At 72.3% G+C, this 16,149-nt stretch carries 13 protein-coding genes and 4 pseudogenes; 10 read left to right on the forward strand and 7 right to left on the reverse strand.

What is annotated here, in order from left to right; all coding sequences use genetic code 11:
- Positions 1–35: 35 nt before the first annotated feature.
- From ectB to thpD, 3 genes are all read left to right on the forward strand, one after another.
- Complete coding sequence (gene ectB, locus GUY61_RS21345) at positions 36–1,310, forward strand: diaminobutyrate--2-oxoglutarate transaminase (RefSeq protein WP_398956348.1); 1,275 nt, start codon at positions 36–38, stop codon at positions 1,308–1,310.
- A gap of 123 nt (positions 1,311–1,433) precedes the next feature.
- The gene (locus tag GUY61_RS21350) at positions 1,434–1,844 is read left to right on the forward strand and encodes an ectoine synthase (protein ID WP_166631830.1); all 411 of its coding nucleotides are present in this window, start codon (positions 1,434–1,436) and stop codon (positions 1,842–1,844) included.
- 7 nt (positions 1,845–1,851) lie between these two features.
- The gene (thpD, locus tag GUY61_RS21355; protein ID WP_166631831.1) at positions 1,852–2,751 is read left to right on the forward strand and encodes an ectoine hydroxylase; all 900 of its coding nucleotides are present in this window, start codon (positions 1,852–1,854) and stop codon (positions 2,749–2,751) included.
- Between the two features lie 73 nt (positions 2,752–2,824).
- Here thpD and GUY61_RS21360 read toward each other — a convergent pair whose 3' ends face one another.
- From GUY61_RS21360 to GUY61_RS21370, 3 genes are all read right to left on the reverse strand, one after another.
- Positions 2,825–3,865 (reverse strand): aminotransferase class V-fold PLP-dependent enzyme, encoded by a 1,041-nt coding sequence (locus GUY61_RS21360; RefSeq protein WP_166631832.1) that lies wholly within the window; start codon positions 3,863–3,865, stop codon positions 2,825–2,827.
- 228 nt (positions 3,866–4,093) lie between these two features.
- A complete protein-coding gene (locus tag GUY61_RS21365) occupies positions 4,094–4,822 on the reverse strand; it encodes a DsbA family oxidoreductase (RefSeq protein WP_166631833.1) in 729 nt (242 codons plus the stop codon).
- A 138-nt stretch (positions 4,823–4,960) separates the two neighbouring features.
- The gene (locus GUY61_RS21370) at positions 4,961–6,493 is read right to left on the reverse strand and encodes an aldehyde dehydrogenase (NADP(+)) (RefSeq protein ID WP_166631834.1); all 1,533 of its coding nucleotides are present in this window, start codon (positions 6,491–6,493) and stop codon (positions 4,961–4,963) included.
- A 126-nt stretch (positions 6,494–6,619) separates the two neighbouring features.
- Between GUY61_RS21370 and GUY61_RS21375 the strand changes: the two genes are divergently transcribed.
- From GUY61_RS21375 to GUY61_RS21390, 4 genes are all read left to right on the forward strand, one after another.
- Entirely contained in the window at positions 6,620–7,417 is a 798-nt protein-coding gene (locus GUY61_RS21375) for an IclR family transcriptional regulator (protein ID WP_166631835.1), read from the forward strand.
- A gap of 51 nt (positions 7,418–7,468) precedes the next feature.
- A complete protein-coding gene (locus GUY61_RS21380) occupies positions 7,469–7,936 on the forward strand; it encodes a GNAT family N-acetyltransferase (protein WP_166631836.1) in 468 nt (155 codons plus the stop codon).
- Between the two features lie 128 nt (positions 7,937–8,064).
- The gene (locus tag GUY61_RS21385; RefSeq protein ID WP_166631837.1) at positions 8,065–9,507 is read left to right on the forward strand and encodes a penicillin-binding protein 2; all 1,443 of its coding nucleotides are present in this window, start codon (positions 8,065–8,067) and stop codon (positions 9,505–9,507) included.
- A gap of 125 nt (positions 9,508–9,632) precedes the next feature.
- Positions 9,633–10,034 carry a hypothetical protein gene (locus tag GUY61_RS21390; RefSeq protein ID WP_208106274.1) on the forward strand — a complete coding sequence of 134 codons (402 nt, stop codon included), beginning with the start codon at positions 9,633–9,635 and terminating at the stop codon, positions 10,032–10,034.
- Positions 10,035–10,100: 66 nt separating this feature from the next.
- On the opposite strand, the gene GUY61_RS21395 is transcribed toward GUY61_RS21390, so the two are convergent.
- The gene (locus GUY61_RS21395; RefSeq protein WP_166631839.1) at positions 10,101–11,552 is read right to left on the reverse strand and encodes an NCS2 family permease; all 1,452 of its coding nucleotides are present in this window, start codon (positions 11,550–11,552) and stop codon (positions 10,101–10,103) included.
- Between the two features lie 283 nt (positions 11,553–11,835).
- Here GUY61_RS21395 and GUY61_RS21400 point away from each other — a divergent pair.
- The 3 genes and pseudogenes from GUY61_RS21400 to GUY61_RS21410 all read left to right on the forward strand — a co-directional run.
- Positions 11,836–12,387 (forward strand): annotated as a pseudogene (locus tag GUY61_RS21400) (SigE family RNA polymerase sigma factor); the annotation flags it as partial.
- Positions 12,388–12,635: 248 nt separating this feature from the next.
- Positions 12,636–13,520, forward strand: a complete 885-nt coding sequence (locus GUY61_RS21405) for a hypothetical protein (protein WP_243766631.1) — start codon at positions 12,636–12,638, stop codon at positions 13,518–13,520.
- A gap of 70 nt (positions 13,521–13,590) precedes the next feature.
- Positions 13,591–14,073, forward strand: a pseudogene (locus tag GUY61_RS21410) (pectate lyase); the annotation flags it as partial.
- 110 nt (positions 14,074–14,183) lie between these two features.
- Here the strand turns inward: GUY61_RS21410 and GUY61_RS21415 are convergent.
- From GUY61_RS21415 to GUY61_RS40335, 3 genes and pseudogenes are all read right to left on the reverse strand, one after another.
- On the reverse strand, positions 14,184–15,356 hold the full coding sequence (locus GUY61_RS21415; RefSeq protein ID WP_243766632.1) for a dienelactone hydrolase family protein: 1,173 nt from the start codon (positions 15,354–15,356) through the stop codon (positions 14,184–14,186).
- A 14-nt stretch (positions 15,357–15,370) separates the two neighbouring features.
- Positions 15,371–15,697, reverse strand: a pseudogene (locus GUY61_RS21420) (pectin esterase); the annotation flags it as partial.
- A gap of 4 nt (positions 15,698–15,701) precedes the next feature.
- A pseudogene (locus GUY61_RS40335) lies at positions 15,702–16,149 on the reverse strand (pectate lyase); the annotation flags it as partial.

Consider the following 16,149-nt stretch of genomic DNA (forward strand, 5'->3'; position numbering starts at 1 on the left):
CCCGCACACCACGCACGCCACAGATGGAGGCCGCTGTGACCGTCACTTCCCCCGCCCCCGCCCCGACCGTCTTCGAGACCCTCGAGTCCGAGGTCCGCAGCTACTGCCGCGGCTGGCCCACTGTCTTCGACCGGGCGAGCGGCAGCCGGCTCTACGACGAGGACGGCCGCTCCCACCTCGACTTCTTCTCCGGCGCCGGCGCCCTCAACTACGGCCACAACAACCCCGTGCTCAAACGCGCCCTGCTCGACTACGTGGCACGGGACGGCATCACCCACGGACTCGACATGTCGACGACCGCCAAGCGTGCCTTCCTGGAGACCTTCCAGGAGGTGGTGCTCCGGCCGCGCGGTCTGCCGTACAAGGTCATGTTCCCCGGCCCGACGGGCACCAACGCGGTCGAGGCGGCCCTGAAGCTGGCCCGCAAGGTCAAGGGCAGGGAGGCCATCGTCTCCTTCACCAACGCCTTCCACGGCATGTCGCTCGGCTCGCTCGCCGTCACGGGCAACGCCTTCAAGCGCGCGGGCGCGGGCATCCCGCTGGTGCACGGCACCCCGATGCCCTTCGACAACTACCTGGACGGGCAGATCCCCGACTTCCTGTGGTTCGAGCGGCTGCTGGGCGACCTGGGCTCGGGCCTGAACACCCCTGCGGCGGTCATCGTGGAGACCGTCCAGGGCGAGGGCGGCATCAACGTGGCGCGGCCCGAGTGGCTGCGCGGTCTCGCCGACCTGTGCCGGCGCCGCGACATGCTGCTGATCGTCGACGACATCCAGATGGGCTGCGGCCGCACCGGCGCCTTCTTCTCCTTCGAAGAGGCCGGCATCACCCCGGACATCGTCACCCTGTCGAAGTCCATCAGCGGCTACGGGCTTCCCATGTCGCTGACCCTCTTCCGCCCCGAGCTGGACGTGTGGGAGCCGGGCGAGCACAACGGCACCTTCCGCGGGCACAACCCGGCGTTCGTCACGGCCACCGCCGCGCTGGAGGAGTACTGGCGGGACGCGCGACTGGAGAAGGAGACCGCGGCCCGAGGCGAGCAGTGCGAGCAGGCGCTGAACGCGATCACCGCAGAGCATCCGGGTGCGGGCGCCGGCGTGCGCGGCCGCGGACTGGTGTGGGGCCTCGAGTTCGCCGGCAAGTCCCGCGCCGCGGCGGTGTGCGCCCGCGCCTTCGAGCTGGGTCTGCTGCTGGAGACCTCCGGTCCCGAGGGGGAGGTCGTCAAGCTGCTCCCGCCGCTGACCATCACCGAGGAGGAACTCGACGAGGGGCTCGCCCTGCTCGCCCGCGCGGTGCGAGAGACGGCGTGACCGCCGCCGCACCCGCCCGCACGCCGGGGCCCCGCACCGACACCCGCGCGGGCGGTCGCGCAAACGGCCGCACACCACGGCCCGCCCCGACGCCCGTACCCGACAGAAAGGCGGCAACCGGCCGTGATCGTCCGTTCCCTGAAGGAGATAGAGGGCACCGACCGGCACGTCAGGGCCGCGTCCGGCACCTGGGAGAGCAAACGGATCGTCCTCGCGAAGGAGAGGGTCGGCTTCTCCCTGCACGAGACCACGCTGTACGCGGGCACGGAGACGTCCATGTGGTACGCGCACCACATCGAGGCCGTGCTGTGCGTCGAGGGCGAGGCCGAACTGACGAACGAGGAGACGGGTGAGACCCATCTGATCGCGCCCGGGACGATGTACCTCCTCGACGGGCACGAGCGGCACACACTGCGGCCGCGCACCGACTTCCGATGCGTGTGCGTCTTCAACCCGCCGGTGACGGGGCGTGAGGACCACGACGAGAACGGCGTGTACCCCCTGTTGACGGAACCCACGACCGAGGGGCCTTGAGGACACCATGACGACCCTGCACGAACAAACCGTCGATCTCTACCCGACCAGGGGCCGGACCGAAGGGACGGTTCCGCGCCAGGACCCGGTGGTGTGGTCCGCGCCGGACGCGCCAGGACCTTTCGGACCCGCCGAGTTGCTGGGCTTCGAGCGGGACGGCTTCGCGACGGTCGACGCGCTGCTGACCCCGGACGAGGTGGGTCTCTACCGCGCCGAGCTGGACCGGCTGATCGCCGACCCGGCCGTCCGCGCCGACGAGCGCTCGGTCGTCGAGCCGAAGTCGCGCGACGTGCGCTCGGTGTTCGAGGTGCACCGCATCAGCGGGCTCTTCGCCGACCTGGTGCGCGACGAGCGCGTGGTGGGCCGGGCCCGGCAGATCCTCGGCTCGGAGGTGTACGTCCACCAGTCCCGGATCAACGTCAAGCCGGGCTTCGGGGCGAGCGGCTTCTACTGGCACTCGGACTTCGAGACCTGGCACGCCGAGGACGGGCTGCCCCGGATGCGGGCGGTGTCGGTGTCCGTCGCGCTCACGGACAACCACGAGACCAACGGCGGCCTCATGATCATGCCCGGTTCGCACAGGACCTTCCTCGGCTGTGCGGGCGGGACGCCGGAGGACAACTACAGGCAATCGCTGCGCATGCAGGAGGCGGGCACCCCCTCCCACGACGCGGTCAGGGAGTTCGCGCGGCCGAACGGCATCCGGCTGTTCACGGGCCCCGCGGGTTCCGCGACCTGGTTCGACTGCAACTGCATGCACGGCTCGGGCGACAACATCACGCCGTACCCGCGCAGCAACGTGTTCATCGTGTTCAACAGCGTGGAGAACACGGCGGTTGAGCCCTTCGCGGCCCCCGGGCGGCGGCCCGAGTTCATCGGGGCGCGGGACTTCACGCCCGTACGGTGACCGTCCCCCGGACGCCCGCGGGTCGCGGGTGTCCGGGGCTTCCGGCGGGTGAACCGGGCGTCCGGGGCCCGGGTCAGCCGGAGAGCGCGTCCAGCAGCCGGTCCACGTCGGTCGGCGTGTTGTAGAGGTGGAAAGCGGCCCGCAGATTGCCCGCGCGGTCGGACAACTGGACACCGGCGCGGCCGAGTTCCTCCTGGCGGTGGCCGAGGCCGGGGACGGACACGATCGCGGATCCGGACGCGGGCACGGGCTCCCGCCCCATGCGGGCCAACCCTTCCCGGAACCGGTCGGCGAGGGCCACGTCGTGCAGGTGGACACGGCCGGCGCCGATCTCCTCGACGAGGGCGAGGGAGTGGCGGGCCGCGACGTACGAGAACAGGGCAGGGCTCTCGTCGAACCGGCGGGCGGAGTGGGCGAGTTCCTCGATCGGGCCGTAGCAGGCGTCCCAGGGCCGCTCGCCGGCGACCCAGCCCGCGAAGACGGGGGTGACCCAGCCGGTGTCCTCCGGCACGGTGAGGAAGGCGACACCGCGCGGGCACAGCAGCCACTTGAAGCCGACGGTGACGGTGAAGTCGTATGCGCTCGCGTCGAACGGGAACCAGCCCGCGGCCTGCGAGACGTCGACGAGGGTACGGGCGCCGTGGGCACGGGCGGCCTCGGCGATGCCGTCGAGGGCGGCGATGCGGCCGTCCGCCGACTGCACGGCGCTGACGGCGACCAGCGCCGTGCCGGGCCGGACCGCCCCGGCGAGTCCCTCCAGGGGAACCGCCCTGACCTTGAGGTCGCCGCGCATGTGGAAGGGGTTGACGATGGAGCTGAAGTCGCCCTCGGCGACCAGGACTTCGGCACCGGAGGGCAGCGAGGTGGCGATCAGACCGGTGTAGACGGCCACCGATCCTCCGGCGGCGACCCGGTCCACGGGCACTGAGGTGATCCGGGCGTAGGAGGCACGGGCCGCCTCCACGTCGGCGAACATGTCCGCGGGCCGGCCGGCCGCGGCGCCGGCCACGGCGTCCCGCATGGCCGCCACCGCTCTGGCCGGGATCAGTCCTGAGGAGGCGGTGTTGAGATACGTCGTCTCGGGCGCGAACTCGGCGCCTGCCAGGTTCTCCATCAGTCTCCTAGCGAGGGGACCACCGGCCTCAGCCGGTGGGGGAATCGCTTCCCTGGCCTGTGCTGCGTTACCTTTCGTCCCACAAGGGATCGGTTCGGGCTGGACCGCAACCTTCGGGTTGGAAGCCCCTCTCCTTACAGGTGAGGGAGCGGAGTCACGGAATCACTGTGCTGCCTGGCAGGCCTCGAAGTCCATTGCCAATTCCTTGGGTTCACCCCCAAGAAGTGCTTATGAATGTGCTCCCGCCTGCACGTTTCCGGTCCGGGGCGCCTCGCAGCTCCCGTCCGGACCGCAGGCGGCGGCGTCCCCGGCCGGCTCCGGTTCGCGGTCGGCCCAGGCGCGCTCCAGCGCCCGGGCGAACACATCGGCGGGCTGGGCCCCGGAGAGGCCGTACCGCCGGTCGATGACGAAGAACGGCACACCGTTCGCGCCCAGCCGCGCCGCCTCGGCCTCGTCCCCGCGCACCTCGTCCGCGTAGGCGCCGGGGTCTGCGAGCACCGCGCGCACCTCGGTCTCGTCGAGCCCGGCCGCGACGGCGAGCGCCACCTGCCGCCCGGGGTCGTGGACGGACTCCTCCTCGGCGAAGTTGGCCCGGTAGAAGAGGGTCAGCAGTTCCTCGTGCCGGCCGCGCGCCCGCGCCAGGTGCAGCAGCCGGTGCAGGTCGAAGGTGTTCCCGTGGTCGCGCCCGACGACGTAGTCAAGACCCTCGGCCCTGGCGTGGCCCGCGACGTTCTCCTCCGCCTGCCGTGCCTGCGCCTCGGTCAGCCCGTACTTCTTCGCGAGCATCGGGATGACCGGCCCCGTCACGCCCTTGGGCGACCGGGGGTCGAGTTCGAACGACCGGTGCACCACCTCGACCTCGTCGCGGTGCGGGAACGCGGCGAGCCCCTTCTCGAACCGGGCCTTGCCGATGTAGCACCACGGGCAGGCGATGTCCGACCAGATCTCGACGCGCATGTGTTCTTCCTCCGGAAAGCGGGTTCGGGGCAGGCAGGGCCCGGCCACAACGGGAACCTGCCTCCGCTTCCGTTTCATTCCCTGCCCGTGCCGGGGAGGCGGCGGCCCGGCACGGGGAGGGAGTAGTCCGCGGGCGGCTCAGGGCTGCAGGACGCCGTCCACCCGGCGCGGCAGTCCCAGCGGGTTGTCGTCGCGCAGTTCCGGCGGCAGGAGCGCCTCGGGGGTGGACTGGTAGGCGACCGGACGGAGCCAGCGTTCGATGGCGGTGCCGCCGACCGAGGTGGATGTGGAGGTGGTGGCCGGGTACGGGCCGCCGTGGTGCTGGGCGGGGGCGACGGCGACACCGGTGGGCCATCCGTTGACCAGGACGCGCCCGGCCAGGGGCGTGAGCTCGGCGACGATCTCCGCCGCGCGGCCCTCGCTGCCCTCGGCCTCGGCCTCGGAGACGTGCACGGTGGCGGTCAGGTTGCCGGGCAGCCGGGAGAGGACGTCCGCGATCTCGTCCTCGCTGTCGTAGCGGGCGAGGACGGTGACCGGGCCGAAGCACTCCTCGAGCAGCAGGTCGTGCGGCCCCTCGGTGGCCAGTCTCGCGGCCGGGACGGTGAGGAAGCCGGGGCTGACGGTGTGCTCGCCGCCGGCGCCCGGCGTGACCGGGGTCTCCACGCCGGGCAGCCCGGCGCGCTCCGTGACGCCCGCGACGAAGTTGTCGCGCATCCGGTGGTCGAGCAGGACGCCCGAGCCGGTGTCGCTGACGGCCTCGGTGAGCGACTTCAGCAGCCGGTCGCCCGCCTCGCCCGCGGGCGCGAGGACCAGTCCGGGCTTGACGCAGAACTGGCCGACGCCGAGCGTCATCGAGCCCGCGAGGCCGGCGCCGATCTGCTCGGCCCGCTCCGCGGCGGCGGCCTCGGTGACGACCACCGGGTTGAGGCTGCCGAGTTCGCCGTGGAAGGGAATCGGTACGGGGCGGGAGGCAGCCGCGTCGAACAGCGCCCGTCCGCCGCGGATCGAGCCGGTGAACCCGGCCGCCGAGACCAGCGGGTGCCTGACGAGTTCGACGCCCGCCTCGAAGCCGTGCACCAGGCCGATGACGGCCTCCGGCGCACCTGCGCGCGCGGCGGCGCTGCGCAGCAGCGCGGCGACCAGCTCGGAGGTGGCCGGGTGGTCGGGGTGGGCCTTGACCACGACGGGGCAGCCCGCGGCCAGCGCGCTGGCGGTGTCGCCGCCGGGCACGGAGAAGGCGAGCGGGAAGTTGCTGGCGGAGTAGACGGCGACGACGCCCAGCGGCACCTTGTAGCGCCGCAGGTCGGGGCGCGGGATGGCGAGGGTGTCGTCGGCGTGGTCGATGCGGATGTCCAGGAAGGACCCCTCGTCGACGATGTCGGCGAAGGCCCGGAGCTGGTAGGTCGTACGGCCGAGTTCGCCGCGGAGCCGGACCGGGCCGAGGGCGGTCTCCGCGTCCGCGGCCTCGACGATCTGGTCGGCGGCGCCGTCCAGGACCTCGGCGGCGGTGCGCAGCAGCGCGGCGCGGACGGTGCGGTCGGCGAGGGCGCCCCGTACCTCGTGGGCGGCACGTACGACCTGGTCCACCTCGGCCGCCGTGGCCTCGACCGCGACCTGTTCCCGCTGCTTCCCGGTTCGGGGGTCGACACTCCAGACTGGTGCTGCTGCCACCGCGCGTTCCTCCAGGTCCGCCACATTCACTGCCATCCACCAGGCGTGTTCGATATACTGAACAATGTTCCTGATGGTGAATTCTTCCGGGACTCTATTTCCGGTCGAACGAAGGGGTCAAGGGCGATGTCGGCAGCGAATGGGGGCACCCCCGGGCGGAGCCCGGGGGATGGTGGTGCCCAGGTCAAGTCCGCGGTGCGGACCGTGGAACTGCTGGAGTACTTCGCCGGCAGGCCGGGCATGCACTCCCTGGCCTCCGTCCAGGAGGCCGTCGGATATCCCAAGTCGAGCCTTTACATGCTGCTGCGCACGCTCGTCGAGCTGGGCTGGGTCGAGACGGACGCCACCGGAACCCGGTACGGCATCGGCGTGCGCGCCCTTCTCGTCGGCACCTCGTACATCGACGGCGACGAGGTCGTCGCGGCCGCCCGGCCCACCCTGGACCGGCTCTCGGACGACACCACGGAAACGATCCACCTGGCGCGTCTCGACGGCACCAACGTGGTCTATCTCGCGACCCGGCAGTCCCAGCACTACCTGCGGCCCTTCACCCGGGTCGGGCGGCGGCTGCCCGCGCACTCCACCTCGCTCGGCAAGGCGCTGCTGGCGACCTTCACCGACGAGCAGGTGCGCAAGATGCTGCCGGAGACCCTGCCCGCGCTGACGGAGCACACCATCACCGACCGCGAGAAGCTCATCGAGGAACTGCGCGGCGTGCGGGAGCAGGGTTACGCCGTGGACCGCGAGGAGAACACCCTCGGACTGCGCTGCTTCGGGATCGCCATTCCCTACCGGACCCCGGCCCGGGACGCGATCAGCTGCTCGGTGCCGGTGGCCCGGCTGACGCCCGCCCACGAGCAGATGATCAAGGATGCGCTGTTCGACGCCCGTGACCGGCTGACGCTGGCGACCCGTCGGCTCTGAGGACCACACGGTCGCACACTCGTTCGCCCAGCGCTTGTAGGGTTCGCGTCCATGGAGATCACCCTGCGCGAGGTGCGCGAGAGCGACCTGGACTTCTTCTTCGCCCACATGAGCGACCCGGAGTCGAAGCGGGTCGCCGCCTTCGTCGCCGAGGGCCCGGTGGACCGGGCCCGCTTCGACGCCCACTGGGCCCGGGTCCTCGCCTCCGGCGCCGTGGTGCGCACGGTGGTCGCCGACGGCGAGGTGGTCGGCCACACCGCCGTGTACGGGGAGCCGGGTGACCTCCAGGTCACGTACTTCATCGACCGGGCGTACTGGGGCCGGGGCGTCGCGACGGCGGCGCTGCGGGCCCTGCTCGACCTCGTCCGGGAGCGGCCCCTGCACGCCCGCGCCGCCGCGGACAACACCGGCTCACGGCGGGTGCTGGAGAAGTGCGGCTTCGTGCTGACCGGCCACGACAGGGGCTTCGCGCACGGACGCGGCGAGGAGGTCGACGAGGTACTCATGACCCTCGGGTGACCCATCTCCCAGGGCGGTAGCCGCGCCGGCGGACACGCCGCGCGGATGAGGAATGCGCGGATGAGGAATGGCTGAGAAAGGCCCCACCGGGGAACCGCCGCGTCCGGGCCGTTCGTCCTCCGTGCGGGATGAACAGGACAATCAGGCGCGCCGCGGTCTTCGCCCTGCTGATGGTGCTCGCCCTGCTGGTACGGGCCACCTGGGTGCAGGGGTACGAGGGCCGGGCCCTCGCGGACGACGCGAACAACCGGCGGAACATCATCGAGCAGTACGCCCGGCCGCTGGGCGACATCGTCGTGGCCGGCGAGGCGGTCACCGGCTCGGAACGGACGAGCGGCAGTGACCTGGCGTACCGCCGTGTCTACAAGGACGGCGAGCTGTACGCGGCCGTCACCGGCCACAGCTCCCAGGTCTTCGGGGCGACCCAGCTGGAGGGCATCTACCAGGACGTCCTCGACGGCACCGACACCCGGCTGCGCAACCCGCTGGAGGTGCTGACCGGTGAGCGGGCGGACCCGGGCGACGTGCTCACGACCATCGACCCGGCGGTGCAGAAGGCCGCCTACGAGGCGCTGGGCGGCACCAAGGGCGCGGTCGTGGCGCTCGACCCCGCGAACGGGGACGTCCTCGGCATGGTCAGCACGCCCTCCTACGACCCGTCGTCGATCAGCGGCGGCGACTCGGCGGCCTGGAAGAGACTGACCGGCGACGAGGACAAGCCGATGACGAACCGAGCCCTGCGGCAGCCGCTGCCGCCCGGCTCGACGTTCAAGCTGGTGGTCGCCGCGGCGGCGCTGGAGGACGGGCTGTACACCTCGGTGGACGCGCCCACCGACAGCCCCGATCCGTACACACTGCCCGGGACCCGCACAGTGCTGGACAACGAGAACGCCTCCGCGCCCTGCGAGAACGCCACCCTGCGCACCGCGCTGCGCTACTCCTGCAACAACGTGTTCGCGAAGATCGCGGCCGACCTGGGACAGCAGAAGGTGCGGGCGATGGCGGAGCGGTTCGGCTTCAACGACACGGAGCAGGACGTGCCGGTGCGGGCCTCCGAGAGCGTCTACCCCTCCGGCATGGACGAGGCGCAGACCGCCCTGTCGGGCATCGGCCAGTTCGACGTCACCGCCACCCCCCTCCAGATGGCGATGGTGTCGGCGGCCCTGGCCAACGGGGGCGAGCTGGTCGCCCCGCACATGGTCTCCGCGGTGACCGGCTCGGACGGCGACACCCTGGAGAGCTACGAGGACCGGGCGTCGACACGCATCGTCGGCGAGTCCACCGCGGAGCAGCTGCGCAGCGCCATGGTGACCGTCGTCGAGGAGGGCACCGGCACCAATGCCCGGATGGACGGGCTTGAGGTCGGCGGCAAGACGGGCACCGCGCAGCACGGTGAGAGGAACAGCGAGACGCCGTACGCCTGGTTCACTTCGTACGCGCGCGACGGTGACGGGCGGCAGGTGGCGGTGGCGGTGCTGATCGAGGACTCGGGCGCGGCCCGCTCCGAGGTGAGCGGCAACGGGCTGGCGGCGCCGGTCGCGAAGGCGGTGATGGCGGCGGCGCTGCGGTGAGGGGCCACCGGCGGGGAAGGAATGGAGAAACGGGCAGGTGACCTGTGGATCCGCGGGATCCGGGTACTCGGATCGCCGCGCGGCACACCAGGGGCCGCGGGGCGGACCAGCACCAGGAGATGAGCATGATGGAGACCCGGCGGCCAGGCGCGGAAGTGATGGTGTCGATCGAAGGCTGCATGAAGGAGAGCGCGCACGCCGTGTTCAGCCTGCTCCGCGCGTGCTTCCCCTCCGACCGGGAGCCGGGCGACGTGCCCCAGTACGCGCCGGAGGGCCGCAGCATGGTGTGGACGGCGGACTTCGACACCTCGGACGGCCCGCGCGCACCGGCCGAGCCGCTGCCGCTGGAGGGCACGGTCACGGTGACCCTGCTGGGCGGCTGCCACGCCGTCGACCTCGTACGGGACCAGCTGGTGACGGCCTTCGCGCTGCGCGAGGAGAGTTCCGCCTCCGGCGACCAGGAGAAGGAGGTGCAGCTGCGGCTCGAGGACATACGGACGGCGGCCCACCGGGCGCACGCCCTCTGAACCGCGCGCACCCCCTTTGAACCGCCGTCGTGTCCCCCGGGGCCGGGGTGTCCCGGGGGACCCGGCCTACTTGACGCCGAGCAGCTGCTCGATGGGATCGATCGCGAAGTAGACGGCGAACAGGGCCGCGGCGCCCCACAGCAGCCAGTGCACCTCGCGGGCCTTGCCGAGGACCGTCTTGATCAGGACGAAGGCGATGAAGCCGGCGCCGATGCCGTTGGTGATGGAGTAGGTGAACGGCATCACGACGATCGTCAGGAACGCCGGGATGGCGATGTCGTACTTGTCCCACTCGATGTGCCGGACCTGCGTCATCAGCAGGAAGCCGACGACCACGAGGGCGGGCGCGGCAGCCTGGGCCGGGACGACGGTGGCGAGCGGGGTGAGGAACAGCGCGAGGGCGAAGAGGCCTCCGGTGACCAGGTTGGAGAACCCGGTGCGCGCGCCCTCGCCGACGCCTGCCGCCGACTCGATGTAGCTGGTCGCGGAGGACGAGGAGGCGGCGCCGCCCGCGACGGCCGCGGCACCGTCGACGAGGAGGACCCGGCCGAGGTGCGGGACCTTGCCGTTCTCGTCGAGGAGTCCGGCCTCGTGGGAGATGCCGACGACGGTGCCCATGGTGTCGAAGAAGTCGCTCAGGATGAGGGTGAAGACCAGCAGCACCAGGGTGATGAGGCCGACCTGCTCGAAGGCGCCGAAGAGGCTGAACTCGCCGAGCAGCCCGAAGTCGGGGGCGGCCACGACGTCGTCCGGCACGGTGGGAACGGTCAGACCCCACGCGATCGGCTTGATGGTGGCGATCTCGTTGATGACGACCGCGAGCACCGTGCTGACGACGATGCTGATGAGGATGGCGCCCTTCACCTTGCGCGCCATGAGCGCGATGGTGAGCAGCACGCCGAAGCAGAAGACCAGGATCGGCCAGCCGGTGAGGGTGCCGCCGGCGCCGAGCTGGAGCGGGACCGTGGTGTTCGCCGCGTCGGGGATGCGGGTGGCGAATCCGGCGTCGACGAAGCCGATCAGGGCGATGAACAGGCCGATGCCGACGCTGATGGCCTGCTTCATGGGCTGCGGAATGGCGTGCATGACGGCCTCACGCAGGCCGGTGACGACGAGCACGCAGATCAGCAGGCCCTCGAGGACGACCAGGCCCATCGCGTCGGCCCAGCTCATCTGGGGTGCGATCTGGAAGGCGACCACGGCGTTGAGGCCGAGGCCGGCGGCCAGTGCGAGCGGGAGGTTGCCGACGACTCCCATGATCACGGTCATCACGGCGGCGACCAGGGCGGTCGCGGTAACCAGCTGTCCCGTGTCGAGCTGCTGTCCGAACTTGTCGGTCGCGCTGCCGAGGATGATCGGGTTGAGCACCAGGATGTAGGCCATGGTGAAGAACGTGGCGAAGCCACCGCGTACTTCACGGGCCAGGGTGGAACCCCGCTCGGTGATCCGGAAGAAGCGGTCCAGGGGGTTGCCACCTCCCGGTGGCGCGGTGGTCGTGTCGGTGGCCTGCTCGGACATGGCGGTTCCTTCGGTACGGCCGGTGCAGCGGTGGGGGCGCTTCACGGGTTATTACTTACGGGTAGTCGATCGGATGGATTGTGCCCCTCCGGAGCCGGTCCCGGGTTTACGCCGTGTTACGTCCACCGATTCGTGACCTGTTCGATCGATCATCGTTCCCCACCGGTCCGCACCGGTCCGCACTGGTCCGCACTGGTACGCTCCCGCACCGCGCTCCGGGAGGACCCGGGGCCCCGCCATGGTCGAATACGGCCGGGACGGACGGGACAGGGGAGACACGTCCGTGGGCACAGTCGCCGACGACGCCGCGGCCGGGGAGTTCCACCGGTTCTTCGAACAGCACTACGCCGAGCTCGCCCGTCTCGCGCACCTGCTGACCGGTGAGTCGGACGCCGCCGACGACCTCGCCGCGGACGCCCTGCTGGCGATGTGGCACCGCTGAGACCGGGTGCGCGACGCCGACCACCCGGTGGCCTACGCGCGCGGGGTGGTCGCCAACCTGGCCCGGACCAGGATCCGCAGCGCGGTGCGCGAGCGGCGCAGGGTCGCCCTGTTCTGGCAGCGCGGGGAGGGGAAGGCCGACGCCCCGGACGTGCCGGCGGTGCTCGACGTGCAGCAGGCGCTGCGCCGGCTCCCCTTCCGCAAGCGGGCCTGCGTGGTACTCAGACGTGCCTTCGACCTGTCCGAGCGGGACACGGCACTCGCGCTCGGCATCTCCGTCGGCACGGTCAAGAGCCAGACCTCCCGGGGCATGCGCGAGCTGGAACGGCTGCTGGATCCCGCGGGGCCCGGTCTGCCGGCCGCGAGCGGGCGCGCGGAGGAGAGCGGCGACCGCGGACCGGCCGCCCGGGATTCGCCGGCGGCCGCCCGGGTGCGGGCCCCCGTCACCGTGCACGCGCACGCGCAGAACACGGCAGGGGGGGAACTGGTGACTCCGCCCCCCCACCTGAAGGAGCGGGCTTCCAACCCGGAGGTTGCGGTCCAGCCCGAACCGATCCCTTACGGGACGCGGGGAAAATGCCACAGGCCGTGGAAGGGCTTCCTCCACCGGCCGAAGCCGGTGGTCCCCTCGCTAGGAGACTGATGGACGAGCTGCGCAGGCGGCTGCGCGAGGCCGCGCAGCGGCACGAGCCCGACCGGGCCCGGATGCTGGCGCGCATCGAGCGCGGCACGGCCGGGGATGCGGACGGGGCGCGCGAGGACGGCGGGCCCGGCCGGCCGCTCCCGTCGTCGGCCCCCTGGCTGCGGGTGATCGGTGCCACGGCGGCCGCCTCGGGGGTGCTGTTCGCCGGAGGCCTGGTGGTGGGCGCGGCGGTCCGGGACGAGGGGGCGGGGCGCACGGCGGCCGCCTCCCCGGAGCCGGAAACCTCCCGTACCCGCGGGCCCGTTCCGTCCGAGTCCCCCGCGGCGGACCCCCGGGGCGGCGAGGCCACCCGCGGCAGCGGTGCGGCGCCCACGCGTGGCGCCGGGTCCACGGGGACGGCGGCGGCTCCCGGGCCCGGAGGGACACGGGGCGGCGCGGACGCACCGGGCGGCAGCGGCGACGGTGGCGGTGGCGGCACAGCCGTGCCGTGGCGGGACGGGCTGTGGGCGGACGGTTCGGTCGACCCGCACAGCAACGAGTTCTGGACGCAGAGCAACGTCACCCTCAAGTCGCAGGTGCCGCTGACCTCACTCACCGTCGAGCTGCGGATCGCGCGGACGGAGGGGGTGGAGAGCACCGGTTCCTGGCAGTCGCTCCCGGAGACCGACTTCGCGCCGTCCGTGGAGGAGGAGGACGGCACGCTGCTCTACCGCTGGACGCTGCGGGAGGGCAGGACCGTACCGCCCGGCGAGTACGTCTTCGCAGGGCAGTACAAGCACGCCCAGGGCGGACGGGAGACGGGCGACGACTCCTATCTGGTCCGAGGGGGCGGACCGGGCGGACCCGTGGAGTGGCGCGGGGACTTCGCACCCGCGAGGCGGTGAGCGGCGCCCCGGCCCGCACCCCCGCAGCGCAGCCCGCAGCCCGCGTCAGCACGAACGGAGGAACACGCGGGGCATCCACTGCTCGGGCAGCTGCACGCTGCAGAACGTCTGGTGGGAGGACGTCGGCGAGGACGCCGCCACCTTCAAGGGCGGCAGCGGTGCCGTCTACAACGTCACCGGCGGCGCGAAGAAGGCCGCCGACAAGGTCTTCCAGCACAACGGCGGCGGCAGGCTGACCATCTCGAACTTCGCCGCCCAGGACTTCAAGACGCTCTACCGCTCCTGCGGCAACTGCTCGACCCAGTACAAGCGCTCGGTCGTCCTCAACACCGTCGAGGTGACCGCGCCGGCCACGCGCCTGGCCGGGATCAACACCAACTACGGCGACACGGCGGTGCTGCGCGGCGTGACGATCATCGGCGACAGCAGCAGGAGGATCGTGCCGTGCCAGAAGTACATCGGCAACAACACGGGCAAGGAGCCCACCACCAACGGCTCGGACGCCGACGGCACCCACTGCGACTACTCGTCCTCGGACATCGGTTACAGGTGAGACCGGTGACGTCCCGTCGCTGAAACCGCGGCCGCCCGTCGGGCGGCCGCGGTGCGCGGGTGGTCGGGGCGGACCGGTGGTCAGGGGCCCTGTGGTCAGGGGCCCTGTGGTCAGGGGCGCATGTGCACGTCGAGCCAGGCGAAGGCGGCGTCCTGCATCACGGGCGTGAAGGTGTGCCCGAGGCCCGGCCAGGTCCTGGTGTGCAGCCGGTCCTCCGCACGCTGCGAGCGCCAGACGGCGGCGAGCCGCTCGAACGCCGCGGCCACTCCGTCCGCCGGGAAGAGCGGATCGGTCTCCCCCGCGAAGCACAGGAAGGGCTTGGGCGCGGCCATCGAGGCGACGTCCGGGATGTCCAGGTACTGGGAGAGGCCCGGATGGAGCATGCAGTACGCGGACTGGCCGCGCAGGGTGTTGTTGCCGGGAACCATCATCGCCTCGAGCGTGGTCATCCAGCAGACCGCCACCGCCGCGGCCACCCTGTCCGACAGCGCGGACACCTGCCAGGCGCGGTAGGCACCCATGGAGAAGCCGAGGGCCGCGACCCGGTCCGGGTCCACGCCCGGCAGAGAAGCCAGGAACTCCGCCGCCCGCATGTCCTCCCGGGCGATCAGGCCCGCCAGGGACGAGCCGAGGTGGAGCAGATTGCCCGCCAGCGCCTGCTGGCCCTCGTAGCCGAGGCCGGAGCGGTCGCCCCAGCCGAGGGCGTCCACGGAGAGGACCGCGTAGCCGCGGGCGGCCAGTTCGTCGCCGGGGAAGCGGCCGCCGAAGTGGCGCGCGGCCCAGGCCTCTGCCGAGGCGAGCCTGGTCTCGTCGTACCAGGGCCGGATCAGTTTCTCCTTGCCGATGTCGAACCTCGCGCCGTGATCGTGGAGCAGCAGCACGCCCGGGTGCGGGCCCCGGCCCGCCGGCATCAGGAGGGCGGCGCGGACCCGGCTGTGGCGGGTGACGGCGAAGGCGAGGGTGCGCCGGACGTACGCCCCGTCGCCCGGCCGCTCGTCGAGGATCTCCGGCCGGAAGGGGGTGTCGTCCGCCGGGTGGCGCAGCAGTTCCTCCGTCCTGGCACGGGCGGCCCTGCGCCAGGCGGGGAAGGAGCGGTGGCGGGAGGTGCCCCAGGCGAGCGGGTATCCGAGCCCGGCCCTGAGGGCGGCGTGGAAGGCGGGGAGGTTGCCGCCGACGACTCCGGGCGATTCGTAGGGGACGCCGGTGCCGGAGGCGGGTGCGGGCGCCGCCGCCGCGGCCGGCGCGAGGACGGGGGCCGCGGCCAGTGCCGGGGGCATCGACATGAAGGTCCTGCGCCTCATGAGCGGCCGGGCGTCCAGTCGCCGAGGTGGGCCGCCACGGTGTGGGACTCCGCCTCATCCGCGGTGAGCTGCGGCCGGTTCTCCGGTACGTGCACCACCGAGCCGGGTCCCGTGTTGCCGTACTCGCGAAAGCGCATCGACTGCCACGGGTACTGCCCGCGCATGTCGGTGTAGGGGGCGACGGCGTCGATGCCGGGACCGATCCAGGTGTCGCTGACGGTGAGCATGGGCCTGGCGGTGGTGTCGGAGCCGGGCACCCAGGGCCGGGCCAGTCTGTAGTACGCGTCGGGGGCCTCGCCGGTGACGCGGGAGCGGGTCACCAAGAGGACCCAGGCCCACGATGGTGGTGTTGGACGGTACTTGGATGTTGACCGCGGCGCTCTGCTTCGCGGCGGAGGCGACCCTGGCGTCCTCGAGCGGGCCGGAGGGCACCTGGTCCCTGCCCCAGACCTCGGGGTCGTAGGCGGCGAGGTACCCCTCCAGGGTGTAGCCGTCGGTCTGGTAGTCCTCGCAGCTCAGCGGGTTGCCCTCGGCATCCGCGTTGCCGTGGACGGTCCCCCTGACCCGGATGATCTTCGGGGCGTCGCCCGCGTCCTCGAAGGCGGCGAGGAGTCCGGCCCGGTCGGTGACGGTGTAGACGTGGTCCGGGCTCGCCGCGGCACCGCCGGTCGTACCGCCGTCGGCGGAGGCCCAGCCGTCGCCCGCGGGCAGCACGGCCCGTTCCGCGCGGGCGGACCCGGAGTGGGCGGACCGGTCGGCGGGGGCGGCATGGGCG

The organism is Streptomyces sp. GC420 (assembly GCF_009916105.1).
Classification (GTDB): Bacteria; Actinomycetota; Actinomycetes; order Streptomycetales; family Streptomycetaceae; genus Streptomyces.